General features: G+C 71.1%; 22 protein-coding genes. 13 read left to right on the top strand and 9 right to left on the bottom strand.

Annotated elements, in window-relative coordinates; translation table 11 throughout:
* The first annotated feature begins 97 nt into the window (after positions 1–97).
* From AC5Y43_RS22380 to AC5Y43_RS22365, 4 genes are read left to right on the top strand one after another with little or no spacing between them, the layout of a single operon-like run.
* Entirely contained in the window at positions 98–793 is a 696-nt protein-coding gene (locus AC5Y43_RS22380; RefSeq protein ID WP_499976123.1) for a DUF3043 domain-containing protein, read from the top strand.
* 27 nt (positions 794–820) lie between these two features.
* Entirely contained in the window at positions 821–1,357 is a 537-nt protein-coding gene (locus tag AC5Y43_RS22375; protein ID WP_499976121.1) for a bifunctional adenosylcobinamide kinase/adenosylcobinamide-phosphate guanylyltransferase, read from the top strand.
* The gene (gene cobT / locus AC5Y43_RS22370) at positions 1,354–2,421 is read left to right on the top strand and encodes a nicotinate-nucleotide--dimethylbenzimidazole phosphoribosyltransferase (RefSeq protein ID WP_499976120.1); all 1,068 of its coding nucleotides are present in this window, start codon (positions 1,354–1,356) and stop codon (positions 2,419–2,421) included. The genes AC5Y43_RS22375 and cobT overlap by 4 nt, the downstream gene beginning before the upstream one ends.
* Positions 2,418–3,158, top strand: a complete 741-nt coding sequence (locus AC5Y43_RS22365) for an adenosylcobinamide-GDP ribazoletransferase (RefSeq protein ID WP_499976118.1) — start codon at positions 2,418–2,420, stop codon at positions 3,156–3,158. The genes cobT and AC5Y43_RS22365 overlap by 4 nt, the downstream gene beginning before the upstream one ends.
* A gap of 30 nt (positions 3,159–3,188) precedes the next feature.
* Here the strand turns inward: AC5Y43_RS22365 and AC5Y43_RS22360 are convergent, their stop codons facing one another.
* The 3 genes from AC5Y43_RS22360 to gcvT form a co-directional block, all read right to left on the bottom strand.
* Positions 3,189–4,379 carry a glycosyltransferase 87 family protein gene (locus AC5Y43_RS22360; RefSeq protein ID WP_499976116.1) on the bottom strand — a complete coding sequence of 397 codons (1,191 nt, stop codon included), beginning with the start codon at positions 4,377–4,379 and terminating at the stop codon, positions 3,189–3,191.
* Between the two features lie 111 nt (positions 4,380–4,490).
* Complete coding sequence (locus AC5Y43_RS22355) at positions 4,491–5,597, bottom strand: branched-chain amino acid aminotransferase (protein WP_499976115.1); 1,107 nt, start codon at positions 5,595–5,597, stop codon at positions 4,491–4,493.
* A gap of 56 nt (positions 5,598–5,653) precedes the next feature.
* On the bottom strand, positions 5,654–6,748 hold the full coding sequence (gene gcvT / locus AC5Y43_RS22350) for a glycine cleavage system aminomethyltransferase GcvT (RefSeq protein ID WP_499976113.1): 1,095 nt from the start codon (positions 6,746–6,748) through the stop codon (positions 5,654–5,656).
* Positions 6,749–6,792: 44 nt separating this feature from the next.
* Here gcvT and AC5Y43_RS22345 point away from each other — a divergent pair, with 44 nt between their 5' ends.
* Together AC5Y43_RS22345 and AC5Y43_RS22340 are read left to right on the top strand one after the other, a co-directional pair.
* Positions 6,793–7,896, top strand: coding sequence for an adenylate/guanylate cyclase domain-containing protein (locus tag AC5Y43_RS22345; protein WP_499976112.1), 1,104 nt, complete (start codon positions 6,793–6,795; stop codon positions 7,894–7,896).
* Positions 7,897–7,928: 32 nt separating this feature from the next.
* On the top strand, positions 7,929–9,476 hold the full coding sequence (locus AC5Y43_RS22340; RefSeq protein WP_499976110.1) for a leucyl aminopeptidase: 1,548 nt from the start codon (positions 7,929–7,931) through the stop codon (positions 9,474–9,476).
* A gap of 17 nt (positions 9,477–9,493) precedes the next feature.
* Here the strand turns inward: AC5Y43_RS22340 and AC5Y43_RS22335 are convergent, their stop codons facing one another.
* Entirely contained in the window at positions 9,494–11,086 is a 1,593-nt protein-coding gene (locus AC5Y43_RS22335; protein ID WP_499976108.1) for a phytoene desaturase family protein, read from the bottom strand.
* A gap of 3 nt (positions 11,087–11,089) precedes the next feature.
* A complete protein-coding gene (locus AC5Y43_RS22330; RefSeq protein ID WP_499976106.1) occupies positions 11,090–11,557 on the bottom strand; it encodes an SRPBCC family protein in 468 nt (155 codons plus the stop codon).
* A gap of 147 nt (positions 11,558–11,704) precedes the next feature.
* Here AC5Y43_RS22330 and AC5Y43_RS22325 point away from each other — a divergent pair, with 147 nt between their 5' ends.
* A complete protein-coding gene (locus AC5Y43_RS22325) occupies positions 11,705–12,052 on the top strand; it encodes an aminopeptidase (protein WP_499976103.1) in 348 nt (115 codons plus the stop codon).
* Between the two features lie 80 nt (positions 12,053–12,132).
* Here AC5Y43_RS22325 and AC5Y43_RS22320 read toward each other — a convergent pair whose 3' ends face one another.
* Positions 12,133–13,899, bottom strand: coding sequence for an SDR family oxidoreductase (locus AC5Y43_RS22320; RefSeq protein ID WP_499976099.1), 1,767 nt, complete (start codon positions 13,897–13,899; stop codon positions 12,133–12,135).
* A 129-nt stretch (positions 13,900–14,028) separates the two neighbouring features.
* On the opposite strand from AC5Y43_RS22320, the gene sucB reads away from it, so the two are divergent.
* The 5 genes from sucB (at position 14,029) to AC5Y43_RS22295 (ending at position 19,307) form a co-directional block, all read left to right on the top strand.
* Complete coding sequence (gene sucB, locus AC5Y43_RS22315; protein ID WP_499976097.1) at positions 14,029–15,810, top strand: 2-oxoglutarate dehydrogenase, E2 component, dihydrolipoamide succinyltransferase; 1,782 nt, start codon at positions 14,029–14,031, stop codon at positions 15,808–15,810.
* Between the two features lie 16 nt (positions 15,811–15,826).
* Entirely contained in the window at positions 15,827–16,738 is a 912-nt protein-coding gene (locus AC5Y43_RS22310) for a TIGR01777 family oxidoreductase (protein WP_499976095.1), read from the top strand.
* A gap of 183 nt (positions 16,739–16,921) precedes the next feature.
* The gene (gene lipB / locus AC5Y43_RS22305) at positions 16,922–17,584 is read left to right on the top strand and encodes a lipoyl(octanoyl) transferase LipB (RefSeq protein WP_499976227.1); all 663 of its coding nucleotides are present in this window, start codon (positions 16,922–16,924) and stop codon (positions 17,582–17,584) included.
* The gene (gene lipA / locus AC5Y43_RS22300) at positions 17,581–18,513 is read left to right on the top strand and encodes a lipoyl synthase (protein ID WP_499976093.1); all 933 of its coding nucleotides are present in this window, start codon (positions 17,581–17,583) and stop codon (positions 18,511–18,513) included. Before lipB ends, lipA begins: the two co-directional genes overlap by 4 nt.
* A 41-nt stretch (positions 18,514–18,554) precedes the next feature.
* Complete coding sequence (locus AC5Y43_RS22295) at positions 18,555–19,307, top strand: DUF4191 domain-containing protein (protein ID WP_499976091.1); 753 nt, start codon at positions 18,555–18,557, stop codon at positions 19,305–19,307.
* A gap of 1 nt (position 19,308) precedes the next feature.
* On the opposite strand, the gene AC5Y43_RS22290 is transcribed toward AC5Y43_RS22295, so the two are convergent.
* The gene (locus AC5Y43_RS22290) at positions 19,309–19,740 is read right to left on the bottom strand and encodes an RDD family protein (RefSeq protein ID WP_499976089.1); all 432 of its coding nucleotides are present in this window, start codon (positions 19,738–19,740) and stop codon (positions 19,309–19,311) included.
* A gap of 201 nt (positions 19,741–19,941) precedes the next feature.
* Here AC5Y43_RS22290 and glnA point away from each other — a divergent pair, with 201 nt between their 5' ends.
* Entirely contained in the window at positions 19,942–21,378 is a 1,437-nt protein-coding gene (glnA, locus tag AC5Y43_RS22285) for a type I glutamate--ammonia ligase (protein ID WP_499976087.1), read from the top strand.
* Positions 21,379–21,490: 112 nt separating this feature from the next.
* Here the strand turns inward: glnA and AC5Y43_RS22280 are convergent, their stop codons facing one another.
* Positions 21,491–22,087 carry an RES family NAD+ phosphorylase gene (locus tag AC5Y43_RS22280; RefSeq protein ID WP_499976085.1) on the bottom strand — a complete coding sequence of 199 codons (597 nt, stop codon included), beginning with the start codon at positions 22,085–22,087 and terminating at the stop codon, positions 21,491–21,493.
* A partial coding sequence (locus AC5Y43_RS22275; protein ID WP_499976083.1) for a hypothetical protein occupies positions 22,084–22,477 on the bottom strand: 394 nt, incomplete at its 5' end. The genes AC5Y43_RS22280 and AC5Y43_RS22275, both read right to left, overlap by 4 nt.

The raw sequence follows: 22,477 nt of genomic DNA, 5'->3' as shown, positions 1-22,477 counted from the left end.
TCAAGCGTAGGTCCACGCGCCGGGCTGGCGCATGGCTAATAAGAATGCCTTCCGGGGGCGTTACCCGGTGGTCTTCGGGCGAAGTAACCTGGCCACTGTGAAGCTAATGGGCCGTAAGAGGGGCCAGGAGGACGATCGGCAGGACAGCCTCGACGAGGCGCTACCGGAGGCGGGCACCGACGTCGCCGACGGTTCCGGGGGCAGCGGGCCGGGCCGGACCGGACCCAAGGGCCGGCCCACACCCAAGCGCAGCGAGGCCCGCCGCAACGCGAAAAAGGGACCGGTCGCGCCGGCGCCCATGACCGCAAGCGAGGCGCGCGCCCGGCGCAAGTCGATGGCCGGTCCCAAACTCAGCCGCCAGGAGCGCCGCACCGAGCGCGTCGCCAGCCGCGCGCGCATGACGGATCGCCGCGAGCGCATGCTGGCCGGCGACGAGGCCTACCTGTTGCCGCGCGATCAGGGACCCGTCCGGCGCTATGTGCGCGACGTGGTGGACTCCCGGCGCAACGTGTTGGGCCTGTTCATGCCGGCGACGCTGTTGCTGTTGTTCATGTCGTTCGGGGTGCCGCAGCTGCAGCTGTACGCGTCGCCGGCGATGCTGGTGCTGATGCTCCTGATGAGCATCGACGGGCTCGTTCTGGGCCGCAAAATCAGCAGGCTGGTGGACGCAAAGTTCCCGAATAACACCGAAAGCCGTTGGAAGCTGGGCCTTTACGCCGCGGGCCGGGCTTCGCAACTGCGCCGCATGCGGGCCCCCCGGCCGCAGGTCGAGCGCGGCAGCAGTGTTGACTGACCGGCGCCCGAAAGCCGCCTGATTCCGGTGCGCACCCTGGTGCTCGGCGGGATCAGGTCGGGCAAGTCCCGCTGGGCCGAGGAAGCCATCGCCACGTCGCTGCCGCCCGGCCAGCCCGTGTGCTATCTCGCTACCGCGGCGGCGGACCCGGCCGACACCGCGTGGGCGGACCGCATCGCGCGGCACCGCGAGCGCCGGCCCGCGCATTGGTCGACGGTCGAAACCGGCGACGTCACAGCGCAATTGCGAGGCTCTGGGGGCACCCCCACGCTCGTCGACGACCTCGGCGTATGGCTGACCCGCACGCTGGACCGCAACGACGGGTGGAGCGGCGGGTCGGTATCCGCCCCGGTGGACCAAATTGTCTCCGCCATCGGCGAATTCGGCTCCACGCTGGTGCTGGTCAGCGCGGAGGTGGGGCTGGCCGTGGTGCCGGCCACAGCGTCCGGTCGTCGCTTCGCCGACGAAATGGGCAACCTCAACCAGCGCGTCGCCGCGTTGTGCGATCGGGTGGTGCTGGTGGTGGCCGGGCAGGCCGTGCAGATCAAACCGCCGGGGGCGTGATGGACTTCGCACCGGTATCGCCGCCCGACGCGGACGCCGCGGCCGCCGCCCGCGCCCGCCAGGACACGCTGACGAAGCCGCGCGGCGCCCTGGGCCGCCTCGAGGACCTGTCGGTCTGGGTCGCGTCGTGCCAGGGGCATTGCCCGCCAAGGCAATTCGGGCGCGCCCGGGTGGTGGTCTTCGCGGGTGACCACGGTGTCGCGCGCTCGGGGGTGTCGGCCTACCCGCCGGAGGTGACCGCCCAGATGGTCGCCAACATCGACGCGGGCGGCGCGGCGATCAACGTGCTGGCCGGCATCGCCGGCGCGACGGTGCGGCCGGCGGACCTGGCCGTGGACGCCGAGGCGGCCTCGGAGCGCATCGGGGCGCACAAGGTGCGGCGCGGCAGCGGCGACATCACGGTCGGCGACGCGCTGTCCGACGACGAGACCGCCGCCGCCCTCGCCGCGGGCCGGGACATCGCCGACGAGGAGGTCGACGCCGGCGCCGACTTGCTCATCGCCGGCGACATGGGGATCGGAAACACCACCGCGGCAGCGGTTTTAGTGGCCGCACTGACCAACGCCGAGCCGGTCACGGTGGTCGGCTCCGGGACCGGGATCGACGACGCCGGCTGGGCGCGCAAGACCGCCGCGGTGCGCGACGCCCTGTACCGGGCGCGGGCCGTGTTGCCCGACCCGGTCGGGCTGCTGCGCTGCTGCGGCGGCGCGGATTTGGCCGCGATGGCGGGCTTTTGCGCACAGGCCGCGGTGCGGCGCACGCCGCTGCTGCTCGACGGCATGGCGGTGACCGCCGCGGCGCTGGTCGCCGAGCGCCTGGCGCCCGGCGCCCGGGCGTGGTGGCAGGCCGGGCACCGGTCCACCGAGCCCGGCCATCAGCTGGCCCTGGCCGCCCTCGAGCTGGACCCGATCCTGGACCTGCGCATGCGCCTGGGCGAGGGCACCGGCGCCGCGGTGGCGCTGCCGGTGCTGCGCGCCGCCGTGGCCGCGTTGTCGTCGATGGCGACGTTCATGGAGGCCGGGGTTGCCGGGGCGACCGGCCCCTCTCCCACGGCACCCTCGTGATGCGTTCGGTGGCAACGGCTTTCGCGTTCGGCACGGTGCTGCCCGTGCCGGGGACACGCAGCGCGCCCATGGGCCGTGCCGCGATGACCGCGCTGCCCGTCGTCGGCGCCGCGCTGGGCACGCTGGCCGCGGGTGTGACGTGGTGCGGCGCTTGGGTTTTCGGCGCGTCCAGCCCGCTGTCCGGCCTGCTCGCCGTGGCGGCGCTGCTGCTGGCGACCCGCGGGCTGCACATCGACGGCGTCGCCGACACCGCCGACGGGCTGGGCTGCTACGGCCCGCCGCAGCGCGCGCTGGCGGTGATGCGCGACGGGTCGACCGGCCCGTTCGGGGTGGCGGCGGTGGTACTGGTGATCCTGTTGCAGGGGCTGGCCTTCTCGGCGTCGCGGCCGGCCGATGTCCTGCTGGCGGTCTTCGCCGGCCGGGTCGCCGCGGTGCTGGCCTGCCGGCGCACGGTGCCGGCGGCCGAGGGCAGCGCGCTCGGCGCCCGGGTGGCCGGTAGCCAGCCCGCGGCGGTGGTGGCCGCGTGGCTGGCGGTGCTCTTGGCCGTGTCGCTGCTGACCGGGCCGCGGCCGTGGCAGGGGCCGGTGGCGGTGCTGGTGGGGCTCGGCGCCGCCGCGGTGCTGGTCGGGCACTGCGTGCGCCGCTTCGGCGGCATCACCGGCGACGTGCTGGGCGCCGCGATCGAGCTGACCGCGACGGTGAGCGCGGTGGCGCTGGCGGCGCTGGCGCGCTTCTAGCGGCGGCCGCGCGCCGAAGTACTCGGCCTCCTACGTCTTTTGGTCCATACGAAGCGCGCGCGATGGTTTGTGCGGATTGCGCGGCGTCGCAAACCACGCGAGCAGCGCGAGCGCGGCGAGCGCCCACACGCCGCCCATCAGGTGCTCGAACCCGTTCCACCGCCGCTCCCGGCCGTGGTCGTGCGGCAGGAAGAGCCAGGGCGGGACCAGGACCACGACGGACACGGCGATCCCGGCGACGAGGTTTCCCGCGCCGCCGGTGGCCGCCCAACGGGTCAGCAGAACCACGGCCGTCGCCGACAGCCACAGCCAGTGATGCCCCCACGACACCGGCGAACACAACAGCCCGATGAACGCGGCGGACAGCATCGCCGCGACGGTGTCCCCGGACCGGCGGCTGACCTCGATGGCGACGACGGCCAGGCCCAGCACCGCGAGCGTCGCGCCCACCGCGGCGACGCCACGCAACGGGTCGAGCGCAGGGACGCGTTCGATGACCCCGCGCAGCGATTGGTTGGACGCGAATGTCAGCTGGCCGATCCGCGCGGGGTCGAACGCGGCCGCGGAGAAGTAGCGGACGGTGTCCGCGGGGGCCGCCAGCCAGCCCACCGCCGCCGCCGCCGCCGCGGCGCCGAGCGAGACGCCCAGGGGCCGCCACTGCCGGGTCACCAGGAAATAGCCGATGAAGACCGCGGGGGTCAGCTTGATCGCCGCGGCGAGGCCGACCAGCAACCCGCGCGGCCACGGCACCGAAGGCGCCAATACGTCCAGGGCCACCGCGGCGGCCAGGATCAGGTCCAGTTGACCGTAGGTGAAGTCGCCCTGGATCGGGGTGCTGAGCACGAGCACCAGCGCGGCTACGAGCGTCGCGGTTGCCGTCCTGGCCGAGGTGGGGGCGGTCAGCCGGCCCAGGCCGCGCAGCCGGTCCCAGCCGCGGCGGGTGGCGGCGAGCAGGATTCCGAAGAGCCCCGCGCAGGCGGCGGCGTTGAGAGCGACCAGCGCCGCGATCGCGGCGCCGGCCGGCACGATCGCCAGCGGGACGAACAGCAGCGCGGCAAACGGCGGATAGGTGAAGGGCAGCCCGCCCGGCGAGTGGTTGACCACCCCGAAGTCGCCGGCGTAGATCGGGTTGCCCGCGAGCAGCGCGTGGCCGCCGGCGCGGTAGACCAGCGCGTCGATGTATCCGGGCTCGCCACTGCGCACCCGGACCAGCTGGACCACACACGACGCCGTCGCCCCGGCCGCGGTGGCGGCCGCCAGGATCGCCGCCGGTACCCAGCGACGGGTGCCCGCCCCGTCGGGGCGCGCGGAGACTGCTACGTCATCGATGTGTCAGCCCAGCCGGGACATCCAGCCGTGGGTGTCGGCGAAGGTGCCCCGCTGGATTCCGGTGAGCGTGTCGCGCAGCGCCATCGTGACCTCGCCGGGTTGCCCGTCGGCGATGGTGAATTCGGAGTCGCCGTGCTTCACCCGCGCGATCGGGGTGATGACCGCGGCGGTGCCGCAGGCGAACACTTCGGTGATCTCGCCGGCGGCGGCCTTCTTCTGCCACTCGTCGATGTCGATCTTGCGTTCCTCGACCGCGAATCCGGCATCGATTGCCAACTGCAGCAACGAATCTCGGGTGATGCCGGGCAGCAGCGAGCCGGACAGCTCCGGGGTGAGCAGCCGCGCCGACCCGCCGCTGCCGAGCACGAAGAAGATGTTCATGCCGCCCATCTCCTCGACGTAGCGGCGTTCGACGGCGTCCAGCCACACCACCTGGTCGCACTCGTTGTCGGCGGCCTCGGCCTGGGCCAGCAGCGAGGCCGCGTAGTTGCCGCCGAACTTGGCCGCGCCGGTGCCACCCGGGCTGGCGCGCACGTACTCCGTCGACACCCAGACGGTGACGGGGCTGATGCCGCCCTTGAAGTACGCACCGGCCGGCGACGCGATTACCAGATACCGGTATTGCTTGGCCGGGCGCACGCCCAGCCCGGACTCGGTGGCGAAGATGAACGGCCGAAGGTACAGCGCCTCCTCGCCCCCGGCCCGCGGCACCCAGGCCTCGTCGACGGCAATGAGCTGGGACAGGGATTCGACGAACAGGCTTTCCGGCAGTTCGGGGATCGCCAGCCGCCGCGCCGACGACCGCAGCCGGGCCGCGTTCGCCTCCGCGCGAAACGACACGATAGAGCCGTCGGCCCAGCGGTACGCCTTGAGCCCCTCGAACACTTCCTGCGCGTAGTGCAGCACCAGCGCCGACGGGTCCAGCTCGATCGGGCCGTAGGGGATGACGCGCGCGTTGTGCCAACCCTTGCCCTCGGCGTAGTCGATCGACACCATGTGGTCGGTGAAGTATTTGCCGAATCCCGGCTCGGCCAGGACTGATTCGCGCTCTGCGTCGGTCGCCGGGGTGGCCGTGCGCAGAACCGTGAACTCGGGTGAGTCGCTGGTCATGCGGCCGATTCTATATCCGCGCACCACTGGTTTTTTGCCACGTTAATCCCCGGCGGCTAACGCGTTTTCACGGCGACGAACGGCGGGCGGACCACCTCGCACTCGACGGCGCGGCCGCGGACGTCGACGGTGACGCGCTGACCGTCCTCGATTCCCGGGTCGGCGTCGATCAGCGCCAGCCCGATACCGGCCTGCAGCGTCGGCGAGAACGTCCCGGATGTGGTGATCCCGACCGGTGTTTCGCCGGCCTGCACCGTCAGCCCGGGCCGCAACACCCCGCGGCCGACCATCCGCAGCCCGCGCAGCAGCCGGCGCGGCCCGGCGGTCTTTTCGGCCAGCAGCGCGTCGCGGCCGAAGAACGCGTCCTTCTTCCAGCCGACCGCCCAGCCGCAGCGGGCCTGCAGCGGCGAGATGTCGAGCGAAAGCTCGTGCCCGTGCAGCGGATAACCCATCTCGGTGCGCAGCGTGTCGCGCGCGCCCAGGCCGGCCGGTTCGCCGCCGGCCGACCGCACCGCCTCGACCAGCGCGTCGAACACCACTCCCGCGGAGTCCCAGGGCGGGAGCAGCTCGTAGCCGTGCTCGCCGGTGTATCCGGTGCGGCACACGCGAACCGGCACTCCCGAGTAGGTCGCGTCGGCGTAGCCCATGTAGTCCATGTCGGCCGGCAGGCCCAGCGCCCCGAGCACCTCCGTGGACCGCGGGCCCTGCACGGCCAGCACGGCATAGGAGCGGTGCTCGTCGGTGATGGTCACGCCTTCGGGGGCGGCGGCGCGCAGCGCCTCGACCACCGCGGCGGTGTTGGCGGCGTTGGGCACCAGAAAGATGTCGTCGTCGTCGACGTAGTAGGCGATCAAATCGTCGATGACGCCGCCGGATTCGGTGCAGCACAGCGTGTATTGAGCCTTACCGGGCCCGATGCGGCCCAGGTCGTTGGTGAGCGCGGCGTTGACGAACCGCGCGGCGCCGGGCCCGCGGACCGACGCCTTGCCGAGGTGGCTGACGTCGAACAGGCCCACCGCGTTGCGGGTGGCGTTGTGTTCGCTGACCGTGCCGGCATACGACACCGGCATCAGCCAGCCGCCGAACTCCGCGAAGTTGGCGCCCAGTTCGCGATGGCGGTCTTCCAGGGGCCCCTTGAGTAGCTCGGTCACGGCGACCCACCCTAATCGGCGCCCCGGCTGGCACACTGTGGTAGGTGGTCGACTCCCTGGATTTCGGAGAGCTCGAGGCCGCGGGGATCGCCAACGCCCGCGAGCGGGCCGACCTGATCAAGTACCTCGCCGGGCTGGGCTTCACCGTCGACGAGATGGTCGCCGCCGAGCGCCGCGGCCGGCTGTTCGGGCTCGCAGGCGACGTCCTGGCCTGGTCGGGGCGCCCGACGTACACGGTGCAGACCGCCGCCGAGCAGCTCGGCATTTCGCCCGACGACGTGGCGCACGCGTGGGCGTTGCTCGGGCTGACCGTCGCCGGTCCCGAGGTTCCCGCGCTGAGCCAGGCCGACGTGGACGCCCTGGCCACCTGGCTCTCGGTCAAGGGGGTGGTGGGCGAGGACGGCGCGTTCGGGCTGCTGCGGGTGCTCGGCGCCGCCATGGCCCGCCTGGCGGAGGCGGAGTCGACGATGATCCGGGCCGGGACGCCCGACATCCAGATGACCTACACGCGCGACGAGCTGGCCACGGCGCAGGCCTACCGCTCGGTCGCGGAGTTCGTGCCCCGCATCGGCGCCCTGATCGATGTCGTGCACCGGCACCATCTGACCAGCGCCCGCACGTACTTCGAGAACGTCCTTCGGGACACGTCGGCCAGCGTCGTGTGCGGCGTCGGTTTCGCCGACCTGTCCAGCTTCACCGCGTTGACCCAGACGCTCACGCCCGCGCAGCTGTCGAACCTGCTCACCGAGTTCGGCGGCACCGTCGCCGACGTGGTGCACGCCGACGGCGGGCGGGTGGTGAAGTTCATCGGCGACGCCGTGATGTGGGTGTCTTCGTCGGCCGAGGGGCTCGCGCGCGCCGCGCTCGACCTCGTCGACCATCCGCGCGCCCGTGACGAAGGCCTGCAGGTGCGCGCCGGTCTGGCCTACGGCACGGTGCTGGCCATCAACGGCGACTACTTCGGCATCCCGGTCAACCTGGCCGCCCGGCTGGTGGCCGCGGCGGCACCGGGACAGATCCTGGCCGCGGCCGATGTGCGCGACGAGTTGGCGGGCTGGCCCGCGCTCGAGCAGGACCCGTTGGTGCTCAAGGGTTTTGACGACCCCGTGACAGCGTTCGACTTGCACGGCGGGGACGCTGCCCGGTAGCGCCGCCGCCCCGGCGATTAGGGTGGTTTGCCGTGAGCACCGAACCGGGCTATAGCGCCCCCACCGTTAACGTCGCAAGCACGCTGCCCAAACGAGGCGTGGGCTCCGCGGTCTTGCTGGTGCCGGTCGTCTCGACCGGCGACGAGGACAAGCCGGGCGCTGTCGTCTCCGCGACCGGCCCGTTCCTGTCCGCCGACGCCGTCGCCGAGATCGAGGCCGGCCTGCGCGCGCTGGAGGCCACCGGCGCGAGCGAGCAGGTGCACCGGCTGGTGGTGGCGTCGCTGCCGGTGGCCAGCGTGCTGACGATCGGGCTGGGCAAGCCCCGCCTGGAGTGGCCGGCCGACACCATCCGGCGCGCCGCCGGGGTGGCGGCGCGATCGCTGGGCCGCAGCGAGGCGGTGCTCACCACCCTCGCCGGGCTGCCCGGTGACTCCGTCTGCTCGGCCGCCGTGGAGGGCCTGATCCTGGGCGGCTACCGGTTCACCGAGTTCCGCAGCGACAAGACCGCCCCGAAAGACAACGGCCTGCGCAGCATCACCGTGCTGTCCACCGGCAAGGACGCCAAGGACCAAAGCGCGCACGGGGCGGCCGTGGCGAGGGCCGTGGCCACCGCGCGGGACTTCGTCAACACCCCGCCCAGCCACCTGTTCCCCGCCGAATTCGCCAAGCGCGCAAAGGCTTTGGGCGAGGCCGTCGGTCTCGAGGTGGAGGTGCTCGACGACAAGGCGCTGCAGAAGGGCGGCTACGGCGGGGTGATCGGTGTCGGCCAGGGCTCGTCGCGCCCGCCGCGGCTGGTGCGGCTGATCCATCGCGGCTCGAAGCTGGCCAAGAAGCCCAAGCAGGCCAAGCGGGTGGCGCTGGTCGGCAAGGGCATCACGTTCGACACCGGCGGCATCTCGATCAAGCCGGCGGCGTCGATGCACTACATGACCTCGGACATGGGCGGTGCGGCCGCGGTCGTCGCGACCGTCGCCCTGGCCGCCCAGCGGCAGCTGCCCATCGACGTGATCGCCACGGTGCCGATGGCGGAGAACATGCCGTCGGCCACCGCGCAGCGCCCCGGCGACGTGCTGACCCAGTACGGCGGGACCACCGTCGAGGTGCAGAACACCGACGCCGAGGGCCGGCTCATCCTGGCCGATGCCATCGTGCGGGCGTGTGAGGACGAGCCGGACTACCTGATGGAGACCTCCACCCTGACCGGGGCGCAGACGGTCGCGCTGGGCGCGCGCATTCCCGGCGTGATGGGCAGCGACGAGTTCCGCGACCGGGTCGCCGCGGTGTCACAGCGGGTCGGCGAGAACGGCTGGCCGATGCCGCTGCCCGACGAACTCAAGGACGACCTGAAGTCCACGGTGGCCGACCTGTCCAACATCAGTGGGCAGCGCTTCGCCGGCATGCTGGTCGCCGGGGTGTTCCTGCGCGAGTTCGTCGCCGACGGCGTCGCCTGGGCGCACATCGACGTGGCCGGCCCGGCCTACAACACCGGCAGCCCGTGGGGCTACACGCCCAAGGGTGCGACCGGCGTGCCGACCCGCACGCTGTTCGCGATGCTGGAGGACATCTGCGAAAAGGGCTAGCCGACAACGGCTAGCGGCTACTTGGTCAGGTGCGAGAGCACCGCGCGGCCCAGCTTGCGGCGCGGCCAGCCGGTCACACCGGCGGCGGCCAGCGCGGCGTTGGCCGCGTTGCGCCCGCAGGCCCCGTGCACGGATCCGCCCGGCGTCGCCGACGCGCTGCCCAGATACAGGCCCTCGATGGGGGTTTCGGCGCGGCCCATCCCCGGCGCGGGCCGGAAGATCACCATCTGCGGCAACTGCGCGCTGCCGCCGTTGAGGGCGCCCAGGTGCAGGTTGGCGTCGGCGGCCTCCAGGTCCGACGGGCGCTGCACGGACCGGTCGATCACGGCCGCACCGAAGCCGGGGGCGTGCTGCTCGATGACGTCGTCCACGGAGCCGGCGAGGCGCTCGGCCGACGCGTCATCGGCGACGTTGCGCGGCAAATGCGTGTAGGCCCAGACGCTTTCGGTGCCCGGCGGTGACCGGCTCGGGTCGGCGGTGGTGGTCTGCCCCAGCAGCATGAACGGATGTTCGGGCACCACCCGGGTGTTCAGGTCGGCCATCCAGCGGATCAGCCCGTCGCCGTCGGCCCCCAGGTGGACGGTGCCCGTGTCCCGCAGGCTCTTCGCCCGCCACGGGATGGGGCCGTCAAGCGCATAGTTGACCTTGACCACCGGCGGGTCCCAGACGAAGTGCTCGAGCTCGCGGCGCAGCCCGGGCGGCACCGCGTCCGCGGGCAGCATGTCGCAAAACAGCCGCGGCGCGGTCACGTCGGCCACGACGGCCCGGCGCGCCCGGACCGTCCGCCCGCCGGCGGTGGTCACCCCGGCCGCCCGGCCACCGCGCACCTGGATGCGAGAAACGTTCTGGTTGCATTCGATTCGCGCGCCGGCCGAACGGGCGCGCTTCACCAGCGCCGCGGTCAGCTGGCCCGAACCCCCGACGGGAACCGGCCAGCCGACGTCCTGGGCGAGCATCGTCATCAAAAAGCCCATGGCACCGCTGATCGGCGCGTCCGGGGGCGCGTCGGCATGCATCGCGTTGCCCAGCAACAGGATTCGCGGCGCCTCCCCGTCGAACAGCCGGTCCACCATGGTGTTGGCGGGCTGGACCAGTAAACCCGCGAGCCGCACGGCCTCGGCCGTGCCCAGTTTCAGCAGCAACCGAAGCATCGGGCGCACCGGCGGAAACGGCGCCAGCATCGCGTCCAGCAGCGGGGATTTGATCTTCTCCCACAACTCCACGACGCGCCACCAGTTGTCGCCGTCGGACGGCTCCCGACGCGCCAATTCCGTTGCGGTGCGGGCGGGGTCGCGGTAGATGACGGGCGGGTCGTCGTCTGTCCCGGCCCGCGGATGGCCGACCACCGCCGGCGCGTGCGACCAGCGCAGGCCGTGGTCTTCGAGGCGCAGCGCCGCCATGGCCGGCGATGCCACCGTCATCGGATAAAAGGAGCTGAACAGGTCGGTGATGTAGCCGGGGGTCAGCTCGGCGCTGCGCACCGCGCCGCCGGGCTCAGGCTGCGCCTCGAGCACCAACACGTCCCACCCGGCATCGGCCAGCATCGCCGCGGCCACCAGCCCGTGGTGTCCGGCCCCGATGACGACGGCGTCGGTCGTCTCGCCGGGCATGTCCTACTTGACCTGGCTCGGCTCGAGACGTTCGGCCAGGGCCGTCAACCGCAGCAGGCACTCGCGGTTGCGCGGGTAGACCGCGGCCAGGGCCAGCTGGTCGGGGATGACCTTGATCGGCCCGGAGGCCGGCACCTCGATCATCTCGATCCGGCACCCGCCGTCCGGGAGGTCGCTGAGCCGCAACGTGATTCGGGCGCCCCCGAGGCGCCCGAGGCCCGCGTGCAGCACGAGTTCCTCGCCGGGCGTGCAACTTTCGACCACCGTCGAGTCGCTGATCACCAACGGCCACACCCCGATCGAGTGCTTGATCGCGGAACCAGGCTCCGGCCAGTGCGGGTCGACCGCTCGTGTCCGGCTGTTGCCCACCACCCATTGCGAATACGTCCATCCGTCGGCCATCGCGTCCCAGATCTGCTGACGTGTTGCCCGTACGTCCCGGGTCGCGGCCATCTCTCGGGTCGCCATCATCGAAGGTCCTTTCGCCACGGTAGTGACCCCACGGGTACCCGGGAGGACCGAAACCATGCGTGCGGCCCGGCCGGTCGGCGGTTTAACGGGCGCTGCCACCGGCTACTAAAGGCGGTACAACACTCGTGTTCGACGGGAGGCCAATAAGTGACTGTGCGACGGTTGATCATCGCGGTGGGCGCCGTGCTCCTGCTCGCCGGCATCATCGGGCTGCTCGTGCCGGTGTCGGTGTCGGACGGCAGCGGCAATTCGGTCTCCTGCGGCAACGGCGTCGCCGCGGACATGTCCGCCGCGCGCAGCGCCAACGACAAGAACGGCGCCAGCATCCCGATCCTGAACCAGGTCCTGCCGCACACCGACTACGTGGCCCAGTGCAACTCGGCGGTCAACGGCCGGCGAGGCTGGACCATCCCGCTGGCGGTCGTCGGGCTCGTCGCGATCGGCGGGGCGGTGCTGGTGGGGCGTCGCCGGGGCGCGGCACCTTCGGGGATTTAGCGTCGCCGAGGCTGCAACCAGAGCGCGTCAATCGCCCGAATCCGCGATCTGGGCGCAGACTCGACGGCGCCAAAGCCGTCCTAGAGCACCCGGATCCGCGCGGTGCTGCGTAACGCCTGCGGCGCCAGGCGGGAAATTCCATAGACCGCATACGCTTCCGGCGTGACGGGGCGAATCGCCTTGTGCTTTTCGACCGCCGACAGGATCGCCCGGGCCACCTTGTCGGGCCCGTAGCGGCGCAGCGCGAACAGCCGGCCGATCTGGCCGCGCACGTCGTCGACCTCCCTGCCCGCGGGCGCGCTGAAGCGGGTCGTGCTGATGATGTTGGTGTTGACGATGCCGGGGCAGATGGTGGCCAGCCCGACCCCGGCGGCGTCCAGCTCGGCGCGCAGGCAGTCGGAGAACATGTAGGTCGCGGCCTTCGAGGTGCAATACGCGTTCACCGACTGCAGCGGGATGTAGGCCGCCACCGACGCCACGTTGACGATGTAGCCGCCGGTGCCGCGCTCGACCAGACGCCGGCCGAAGGACCGGCAGCCGTTGACCACGCCGCCCAGGTTGACGTCGAGCACGCGGTCGAACTCCTCGGCGGGGGTGTCCAGGAAGCCGCCCGCCGCGCCGATGCCGGCGTTGTTGACGACGACGTCGGGGACGCCGTGTTCGGCGCTGACCCGTTCGGCGAACGCCTCGACCGCGCCGGCGTCGGACACGTCGAGCACGTACGCGTGGGCGACACCGCCGCGCGCAGTGATCTCGGCGGCGGTCTCCTTGACGGTGGCCTCGTCGATGTCGCTGACCACCAGCTCCGCGCCCTCGCGGGCGAACGCGTACGCGGTCTCCCGCCCGATGCCGCTGCCCGCGCCGGTGACCGACACCAGGGTGTCGCCGAAGTGGCCGCGGGGGCGGCCGACCTGCGCGCGCAGCATCGCGCGGCCGGGCTGTTTGCCGTCGGCAAGGTCGGCGAAGTCATCCACCGCGGCGGCCATCACCTGCGGGTGCGACATCGGCGAGAAGTGGCCGGCTTTGATGTCGCGGCGCCATAGCCGCGGGACCCAGCGGGCGGCCTCGTCGTAGCCGTAGGGCCGCACGTAGCGGTCTTCGGTGTTGACGATCAGCTGCACCGGCACGTCGATGACGGGGACCGGGCGCTTGAGCGCGAACGAGCGAAAGTAGTTGGCGGGGTAGGTCTTTATCGAGCGGGCCGCGTCGCCGGGCAGCTGGGCGGAGTGGTGGATCAGGCCGTCGGGGATGTTGTCGACCGCCCGGCGCCGAAGCGCCGGGGCCGACAGCGCGAGCCGGATGAACAGCGGGGCCAGCAGCGGGATCGAGAACAGCGCCATGTAGGTGAACCGCAGCGCCTGGCTGACCGAGCGCAGGAACCGTCGCGGGCGCCAGGGCCGCCGCAGGCCGCCGAAGATGTAGTCGACGAGCTGATCCTGGCTGGGGCCGGACACCGAGGTGAACGAGGCGACCCGGTCCCCGGCGCCCGGACGGGTCAGGTACTCCCACATGCCGACCGAGCCCCAGTCGTGGGCCAGGACGTGCACCGGCCGGCCGGGGCTGAGCTCTCCGATCACCGCCGCGAAGTCGTCGGCGAACCGCGCCATCGCATAGGCGGAGACCGGCTTGGGCGCCGAGGACATGCCGACGCCGCGATTGTCGTAGCGGATGACGCGGAATCGGTGGGTCAGCAGCGGGACGACGCCGTCCCACAGCACGTGCGAGTCGGGGTAACCGTGGATCAGCACGACAGTCGGGCCCTCGCGGTTGCCCTCCTCGTAGACCGCGATGCGCGTGCCGTCGGCGCTGTCGACGAAGCGCTGGGGTACCTGAGGTAGTGCCGGCATCGGACCTCCCCGCTCGGACTGAGTGGCCACACCGTAGCAACCGCGCGGTCCGCCCTGATTGTGTGCGGACGACGGCGCAGTGCCAGGATGGTTGAGACCGACCCACGAGCGATCGAGGAGTCAAACGAGATGGCATTCTCCGTCCAGATGCCGGCACTCGGTGAGAGCGTCACCGAGGGGACGGTGACGCGCTGGCTCAAGCAGGAGGGCGACACCGTCGAACTCGACGAGCCACTCGTCGAGGTGTCCACCGACAAGGTGGACACCGAAATCCCGTCGCCGGCGGCCGGCGTGCTGACCAAGATCGTCGCCCGGGAGGACGACACCGTGGAGGTCGGCGGCGAGCTGGCCGTCATCGGCGACGCCGGTGAGGCGCCCGCGAGCGAGCCGGCGGCCCCCAGTCAGCCGGAACCGGAACCGGAACCGGAGCCGCAGCCGGTGGCCGAGGCCCGGCCCGAACCCGCGGCGCAGCCGGCGTCGGCGAGCACCACCGGTCAAGATTCTGACGCCAAGCCGGTGCTGATGCCCGAGCTCGGCGAGTCGGTCGCCGAGGGCACCGTGACCCGCTGGCTGAAGAAGGTGGGCGATTCGGTCCAGGTCGACGAGCCGCTGGTCGAGGTGTCCACCGACAAGGTGGACACGGAGATCCCGTCGCCGGTCGCCGGCGTCCTGGTCAGCATCACCGCCGAGGAGGACGCGACCGTGCCGGTCGGCGGCGAGCTGGCGCGCATCGGTTCGAGCGCGCAGGCCTCCGCCGCGGGCGCCGCCCCGACCGCCCCGACCACCCCGGCCCCGGCCGCCCCGCCCGCGCCGAAACCCGAACCCAAGCCGGAGCCCAGGCCCGAGCCCCAGCCGGAACCCCAGCCCGCGCCGGTTTCCCAGCCGGCGCCTAGGGCCGAGCCCGACCAGGCCCCGCCCGCGCCCGAGACCGGCGCCCCGGCCACCGACGGCGCGCCGTACGTGACCCCGCTGGTGCGAAAGTTGGCCAGCGAGAACAACATCGACCTCACAGAAGTCACGGGCACCGGGGTGGGCGGGCGCATCCGCAAGCAGGACGTGCTGGCCGCCGCGCAGAAAAAGCAGCAACCGCCGCGGCCGGCCGCACCGGCTCCCGCGGCGGCGCCCGCCGCGGAGTCGCCCAAGGCGCCACCGGCCGTCGCGTCCGGCCCGGCGCCCGCGCTGGCGCACCTGCGCGGCACCACGCAGAAGGCCAGCCGGATCCGTCAGCTCACCGCGGCCAAGACCCGGGAATCCCTGCAGGCCACCGCGCAGCTCACCCAGACCCACGAGGTCGACATGACCAAGATCGTTGGGTTGCGGGCGCGGGCCAAGTCGGCGTTCGCCGAGCGCGAGGGCGTGAACCTGACCTACCTGCCGTTCATCGCCCGGGCCGTGATCGACGCGCTGAAGATCCACCCCAACATCAACGCCAGCTACAACGAGGAAACCAAGGAGATCACCTACTACGACGCCGAGCACCTCGGCTTCGCCGTCGACACCGACCAGGGCCTGCTCTCTCCCGTCGTCCACAACGCCGGGGACCTGTCGCTGGCCGGGCTGGCCAGGGCGATCGTCGACATCGCCGGGCGCGCCCGGTCGAACAAGCTCAAGCCCGACGAGTTGTCCGGGGGCACCTTCACCATCACCAACATCGGCAGCCAGGGCGCGTTGTTCGACACTCCCATCCTGGTGCCACCGCAGGCCGCCATGCTGGGGACCGGCGCGATCGTCAAGCGACCGCGGGTGGTCGTCGACGACAACGGCAACGAGTCGATCGGGGTCCGCTCGGTGTGCTACCTCCCGTTGACCTACGACCACCGGCTGATCGACGGGGCCGATGCCGGACGCTTCCTCACCACGATCAAGCACCGGCTCGAAGAGGGAGCGTTCGAGGCCGACTTGGGTCTGTGAGGGGGGCTTTCCAATCGTGGCCAAACCCGTCATCGCGATAGCGGGTTCGTCCGGCCTGATCGGCTCGGCGCTTGCCGCCGCACTGCGCGCGGCCGATCACCCGGTGCTGCGCATCGTGCGCCGCACGCCGACGAATTCCGAAGAGCTGCACTGGAATCCCGAAAGCGGTGATTTCGATCCCGACGCGCTCGCCGACGTCGACGCGGTGGTGAACCTGTGCGGCGTCAACATCGGGCAGCGTCGTTGGTCGGGGGCCTTCAAGCAGAGTCTGCGCGACAGCCGCATCGCCCCGACCGAGGTGCTGGCCAACGCCGTCGCCGACGCCGGCGTCGAAACGCTGATCAACGCCAGCGCGGTCGGCTACTACGGCAACACCCAGGACCGCGTCGTCGACGAAAACGCCCGGGCCGGACGCGGTTTCCTGGCCCAGCTGTGCCAGGACTGGGAAGCCGCCACGCTGCCGGCCCAATACGCCGGCGTGCGGGTGGTGCTGGCCCGCACCGGGTTGGTGATGTCGCGGTCGGGTGGTGCGCTGCGCCGGCTGCGGCCGCTGTTCTCGACGGGCCTGGGCGCCCGGTTGGGCGGCGGCCGGCAATACATGTCGTGGATCACCCTGGAGGACGAGGTGCGCGCGCTGCTGTTCGCCATCTCCCACCCGACGCTGTCGGGGCCGGTGAACATGACCGGGCCGGCACCGGTGACCAACGCCGAGTTCACCACCGCGTTCGGGCGGGCGGTCAACCGCCCGACGCCATTGATGCTGCCCGGTTTCGCGGTGCGCGCAGCGCTCGGCGAGTTCGCCGACGAAGGGCTGCTCATCGGCCAGCGCGCCATCCCGTCGGCGCTCGAGCGCGCCGGTTTCCAGTTCCACCACAACACCATTGGCGAGGCGCTGGCCTACGCCACCGCCCGCCGCGACCACGACTAGTGGCGATCGCGGGGCCTTCCGGCTCGAGTGTGAACTGGTGGCTTCGAGTGTGCGTGTACGGCGGGATCCGGGCCGGCTTTCCGCCCTGGGCTCACAGCGAAAGCCCTGGATGCACACTCGACGCCGCGGCATTCCCAGCCGCCCGCGGCCCCGCCGGGTAGCGTCGGCGGGGTGAGCGATTCGATGCGGGCGAGCGCGGACGCGATCGACGTCCGCCAGCTCGGAACCATCGACTACGGCACCGCCTGGCAACTGCAGCGTGACCTGGTCGACGCCCGGGTGGCCGGTGGCCCCGACACGCTGCTGTTGCTCGAGCACCCGCCGGTCTACACCGCCGGGCGCCGCACCGAAGCCCACGAACGCCCGGCCGACGGCGCCCCCGTTGTCGATACCGACCGCGGCGGCAAGATCACCTGGCACGGACCCGGCCAGCTGGTCGGCTACCCCGTCATCCGGCTGGCCGAGCCGCTCGACGTCGTCAAATACATTCGGCGCCTTGAGGATTCGCTCATGAACGTGTGCGCCGGCCTGGGGCTGAACACCGTGCGGGTGGACGGCCGGTCGGGCGTCTGGGTGCCGGGCGGCGCCGGCCGGCCGGCGCGCAAGGTCGCCGCCATCGGTGTGCGGGTGTCGCGCACGACGACCATGCACGGCTTCGCGCTTAACTGCGACTGCGACCTGAGCGCGTTCACCGCGATCGTGCCGTGCGGCATCAGCGACGCCGGGGTGACGTCGCTGTCGGCCGAACTGGGGCGCACCGTGGCCGTCGACGAGGTCCGCGCGGCGGTCGCCGCCGCCCTCTGCGACGCGCTCGACGGTGTCGCCCGCGTAGCATCAACGCCGTGACTGCCGCCCCGGAAGGACGCAAACTCCTGCGCCTGGAGGCGCGCAACGCCCAGACCCCGATCGAGCGCAAACCGCCGTGGATCAAGGTCAAAGCCCGCATGGGACCGGAGTACACCGAGCTCAAGGCCCTGGTCCGCCGCGAGGGCCTGCACACGGTCTGCGAGGAGGCCGGCTGCCCCAACATCTTCGAATGCTGGGAGGACCGTGAGGCCACGTTTTTGATCGGCGGCGACCAGTGCACGCGGCGCTGCGACTTCTGCCAGATCGACACCGGCAAGCCGGCCGCGCTCGACCGCGACGAGCCCCGGCGCGTCGCCGACAGCGTGCGCACGATGGGGCTGCGCTACGCCACGGTCACCGGCGTGGCGCGCGACGACCTGCCCGACGGCGGGGCCTGGTTGTACGCCGAGACCGTGCGCGCCATCAAGGAGCTCAACCCGTCGACCGGCGTCGAACTGCTGATCCCCGATTTCAACGGCGTTCCCGCGCGGCTCGCGGAGGTCTTCGAGTCGCGCCCGGAAGTGTTGGCGCACAACGTCGAAACGGTGCCGCGCATCTTCAAACGGATCCGGCCCGCCTTCGGCTACCGGCGCAGCCTGGAGGTGCTCACCGCGGCCCGCGAGGCCGGCCTGGTCACCAAGAGCAACCTCATCCTCGGGATGGGCGAAACCGGCGACGAGGTGCACGGCACACTGGCCGACCTGCGCGACGCCGGCTGCGACATCGTGACCATCACCCAATACCTGCGCCCGTCGCCGCGCCACCACCCCGTCGAGCGCTGGGTGACGCCCGACGAGTTCGTCGCGTTCGCCGAGCACGCCGAGGGGCTGGGCTTTTCCGGGGTGCTGGCCGGGCCGCTGGTGCGGTCGTCCTACCGGGCCGGGCGGCTCTACGAGCAAGCCGCCCGCGCCCGCGCCTCGGCACCATAGGCGATGCAGGCGAATCCCGTGCGTCCGTATCCTTGGTAGCTATGGCTAAACCCCGTACCGCCGCTGAGAACAAGGCCGCCAGGGCGCAGGCCGCCGCCGCCCGGAAGGCCGCCGCGCGGGAGCGCCGCACCCAGCTGTGGCAGGCGTTCAACATGCAGCGCAAAGAAGATAAGCGCCTGCTGCCGTACATGATCGGCGCCTTCGTGCTGATCGTCGGCATCGCGGTGGCCGTCGGCCTGTGGGCCGGCGGGCTGACCATGATCACGTTCATCCCGCTCGGCGTGGTGCTGGGCGGGCTGGTCATGTTCATCATCTTCGGCCGCCGCGCCCAGCGGTCGATCTACCGCAAAGCCGAAGGTCAGGCCGGCGCCGCGGCGTGGGTGCTGGACAACCTGCGCGGCAAGTGGCGGGTGACCCCCGGCGTCGCCGCGACCGGCCACCTCGACGCCGTGCACCGGGTGCTCGGCCGGCCCGGCGTCATCCTGGTCGGCGAGGGATCGGCCGCGCGGGTCAAACCGCTGCTGGCCCAGGAGAAGAAGCGCACCGCTCGCCTGGTGGGCGAGGTACCGATCTACGACATCGTGGTCGGCAACGGCGACGACGAGGTCGCCCTGGGCAAGCTGGAGCGCCACCTCACCCGGCTGCCGAACAACATCACCGTCAAGCAGATGGACTCGCTGGAGTCCCGGCTGGCCGCGCTGGGCTCGCGGGCCGGCGCCGCCGTCATGCCCAAGGGGCCGCTGCCGAACGCGGGCAAGATGCGCGGCGTGCAGCGCACGGTGCGCCGCAAGTAGCTCAGCGGCGCACCACCGCGGTGCCGCTCACTTGATCCTGCATCCCGCGGCCGTCGGCGTCGGTGAACAACGCCGGCACCACCGCCGCGACGAGCAGCCCGCGCGCGGCCAACCGGCCCAGCCCGACGGGCACGCGGCCGTTCACCGACGCCACCTGCAGACCCAGCGCCAACTGCCCGGGGGTGAAGCTGAACAGCCGCACCGCCACCACGCCGAGCAGCAACCAGACCACCAGCACCGCGGTCGCCAACGTCCGTTCGGAGAAGGCGCCGAACGCCATCGCCAGCGCCGCCAGCCCGTAGGAGATCAGCCAGTCGATCACCAGCGCGGCCAGCCGGCGGCCCATCGGCGCCAGCGATCCCGGCCCGCTCTCCGGCAGGCCGAGGCCCTCCCCGGGATAGGTCGGGCGTGATGCCGGCAAATCCCCCGTCACAGGCCGCGTTCCCAAACAGTGCGTCCGTGCAGCGGACCAGATACGATTCTGCGGTCCATGGCCTCACAATAGAACCCGCCAGCCGCCCGGCATCCGATGCGCGGAGCCTGGTCACGTAACCTCTGCGCAACATAGGGTTGACTAACGGGCAACATCTGCTCCCTAGCGTCAGGCCGCGGATCACAAGTAAAGGAGCAATCTGTGACGGAAATGACGCCCGACGACGTCTTCAAACTCGCCAAGGACGAGAACGTCGAATTTGTCGACGTCCGGTTCTGTGACTTGCCGGGCATCATGCAGCACTTCACGATTCCGATCTCGTTCTTCGACGAGAGCATCTTTGAGGACGGTCTGGCCTTCGACGGCTCGTCGATTCGCGGGTTCCAGTCCATTCACGAGTCCGACATGCTCCTGCTGCCCGACCCCGACACCGCGCGCATCGACCTGTTCCGCGAAGCCAAGACGCTGAACATGAACTTCTTCGTGCACGACCCCTTTACCCTCGAGCCGTACTCGCGCGACCCGCGCAACATCGCCCGCAAGGCGGAGAACTACCTCATCAGCACCGGCGTCGCCGACACCGCATACTTCGGCGCCGAGGCCGAGTTCTACATCTTCGACTCGGTGAGCTTCGACTCGCGCACCAACGGCTCGTTCTACGAGGTCGACGCGATCTCCGGCTGGTGGAACACCGGCGAGCCGAACGAGAGCGACGGCAGCCCCAACCGCGGTTACAAGGTCCGTCCCAAGGGCGGCTACTTCCCGGTGGCGCCCGTCGACCACTACGTCGACCTGCGCGACAAGATGCTGTCCAACCTGATCGCGTCGGGCTTCAGCCTGGAGAAGGGCCACCACGAGGTGGGCACCGGCGGGCAGGCCGAGATCAACTACAAGTTCAACACGCTGCTGCACGCCGCCGACGACATGCAGCTCTACAAGTACATCGTCAAGAACACCGCGTGGCAGGCGGGCAAGACCGTCACCTTCATGCCCAAGCCGCTGTTCGGCGACAACGGCTCCGGGATGCACACCCACCAGTCGCTGTGGAAGGACGGCGGCCCGCTGATGTACGACGAGACCGGCTACGCCGGCCTGTCGGACACCGCGCGCCACTACATCGGCGGCCTGCTGCACCACGCGCCGTCGCTGCTGGCGTTCACCAACCCGACGGTGAACTCCTACAAGCGCCTGGTCCCCGGCTTCGAGGCTCCGATCAACCTGGTCTACAGCCAGCGCAACCGCAGCGCCTGCGTCCGTATCCCCATCACGGGCAGCAACCCGAAGGCCAAGCGGCTCGAGTTCCGTTGCCCCGACTCGTCGGGCAACCCGTACCTGGCGTTCTCGGCGATGCTGATGGCCGGCCTGGACGGCATCAAGAACAAGATCGAGCCGCAGTCGCCGGTCGACAAGGACCTCTACGAGCTGCCGCCCGAGGAGGCCGCGAACATCCCGCAGGCGCCCACCCAGCTGTCCGCGGTGATCGACCGGCTCGAGGCCGACCACGAATACCTCACGGAGGGCGGCGTTTTCACGCCGGACCTGATCGAGACGTGGATCAGCTTCAAGCGCGAGAACGAGATCCTGCCGGTCCAGATCCGGCCGCACCCCTACGAATTCGCGCTCTACTACGACGTATAACGGGTCTACCGGCGAGAAGACGCAGAATCGCACCAACCCTAGCGGTTGAGTGCGATTCTGCTTTCCCCCAGCTTCGCGGGGGCGCCCCCAGCTCGGCAGTGACGGGGCGTCACTAGCGCGTCGCGGGCGGATCGTCGAACAGGTCGTATCGGCTTGTGGCCTTCCACTGGTCGACCGCGCGGTGCGGGGCGCCACGCCAGCGGACGTGCGCCGCCACTTCGGCCGCGGGGCGGGCTCCGTCTGTCAGATGGCCGGTCGGAATCTCTTCCGGCGCAAGGGGAACGCTCAGGAATGCGTTCAGCAGACGGACACCGAAGAGAATCAGGTTGTGAGTTCCTGGAAGCGCGGCCGAGGGCACGACAATCGCGTTCGCACCCGCGCTTTGCAGGGTATCGGCCAACGCTTGCGTCGGGGCGTAGTCGTCGCCGACGAGCTCGTCGGGCGTGAGCCCGTAGGTGGCGCAGTCATCGAAATCGATCCGGGTAGGGTCGACCTCGACAATCGCCGTCCACAAGTTCACAAGTAGGTCGTCCGGATTTCCCGTCGGACCAACATGGTGGCGAAGCATTTCGGCAGCCGGGCCCAACGGATGAAGGCAGAGGTATTGCACGGTATCCAGGCCGGCGCGGTGGAAACGGCCGTCGCTCGGGCTCGGAAACGCCCACCACGGGGTGTCGTACGACGCGTGCCGAAACACCGTGAACTTCATGCGGTCATTGCGCGGGCCTCGGTCGCTGACGCAAGGACCCGCGGATAGCGCAGCGGGTCATCGAGTAGATCAATCGGCCGCCGGCCAAGCGTCGGGTGCTTCCGATAGAACCACGCGACTACTCCGGGGCCGGTAAACGTGTGACGCAACTGGTTTACGACCTGGCCGACCATGCGGATGCGTGCGGCGTCGTCGGCAGTAGGACCACTCCCCTCGTCGGCGAGCCAGCGCTGTAGCTGGCGCACGGACACTCCGAGTAACTCCGCCAGCGTCTTTTGCGGGGTTGCCAACACTTCGGCGGTGTTTGCCAAGACGGCGCCGACCGGCGCGTCGTCGCTAAAAGGCTGGCTTTCCACGATGTCGCGTAGCGCATGGCGGAACTGCTCTAGC

It is taken from the genome of Mycobacterium sp. NGS57 (assembly GCF_059812405.1).
Note: the sequence above shows the minus strand (reverse complement) of the source record. Positions and strands in the feature narration are given on the sequence as shown.

Bases quoted from the DNA above. Each gene is read 5' to 3' on its own strand.
- AC5Y43_RS22355 (WP_499976115.1), bottom strand. From the start codon at position 5,597: ATGACCAGCGACTCACCCGAGTTCACGGTTCTGCGCACGGCCACCCCG.
- AC5Y43_RS22335 (WP_499976108.1), bottom strand. From the start codon at position 11,086: ATGCCCGGCGAGACGACCGACGCCGTCGTCATCGGGGCCGGACACCAC.
- AC5Y43_RS22330 (WP_499976106.1), bottom strand. From the start codon at position 11,557: ATGATGGCGACCCGAGAGATGGCCGCGACCCGGGACGTACGGGCAACA.
- AC5Y43_RS22320 (WP_499976099.1), bottom strand. From the start codon at position 13,899: ATGCCGGCACTACCTCAGGTACCCCAGCGCTTCGTCGACAGCGCCGAC.
- sucB (WP_499976097.1), top strand. From the start codon at position 14,029: ATGGCATTCTCCGTCCAGATGCCGGCACTCGGTGAGAGCGTCACCGAG.
- lipB (WP_499976227.1), top strand. From the start codon at position 16,922: ATGCGGGCGAGCGCGGACGCGATCGACGTCCGCCAGCTCGGAACCATC.
- AC5Y43_RS22295 (WP_499976091.1), top strand. From the start codon at position 18,555: ATGGCTAAACCCCGTACCGCCGCTGAGAACAAGGCCGCCAGGGCGCAG.
- AC5Y43_RS22280 (WP_499976085.1), bottom strand. From the start codon at position 22,087: ATGAAGTTCACGGTGTTTCGGCACGCGTCGTACGACACCCCGTGGTGG.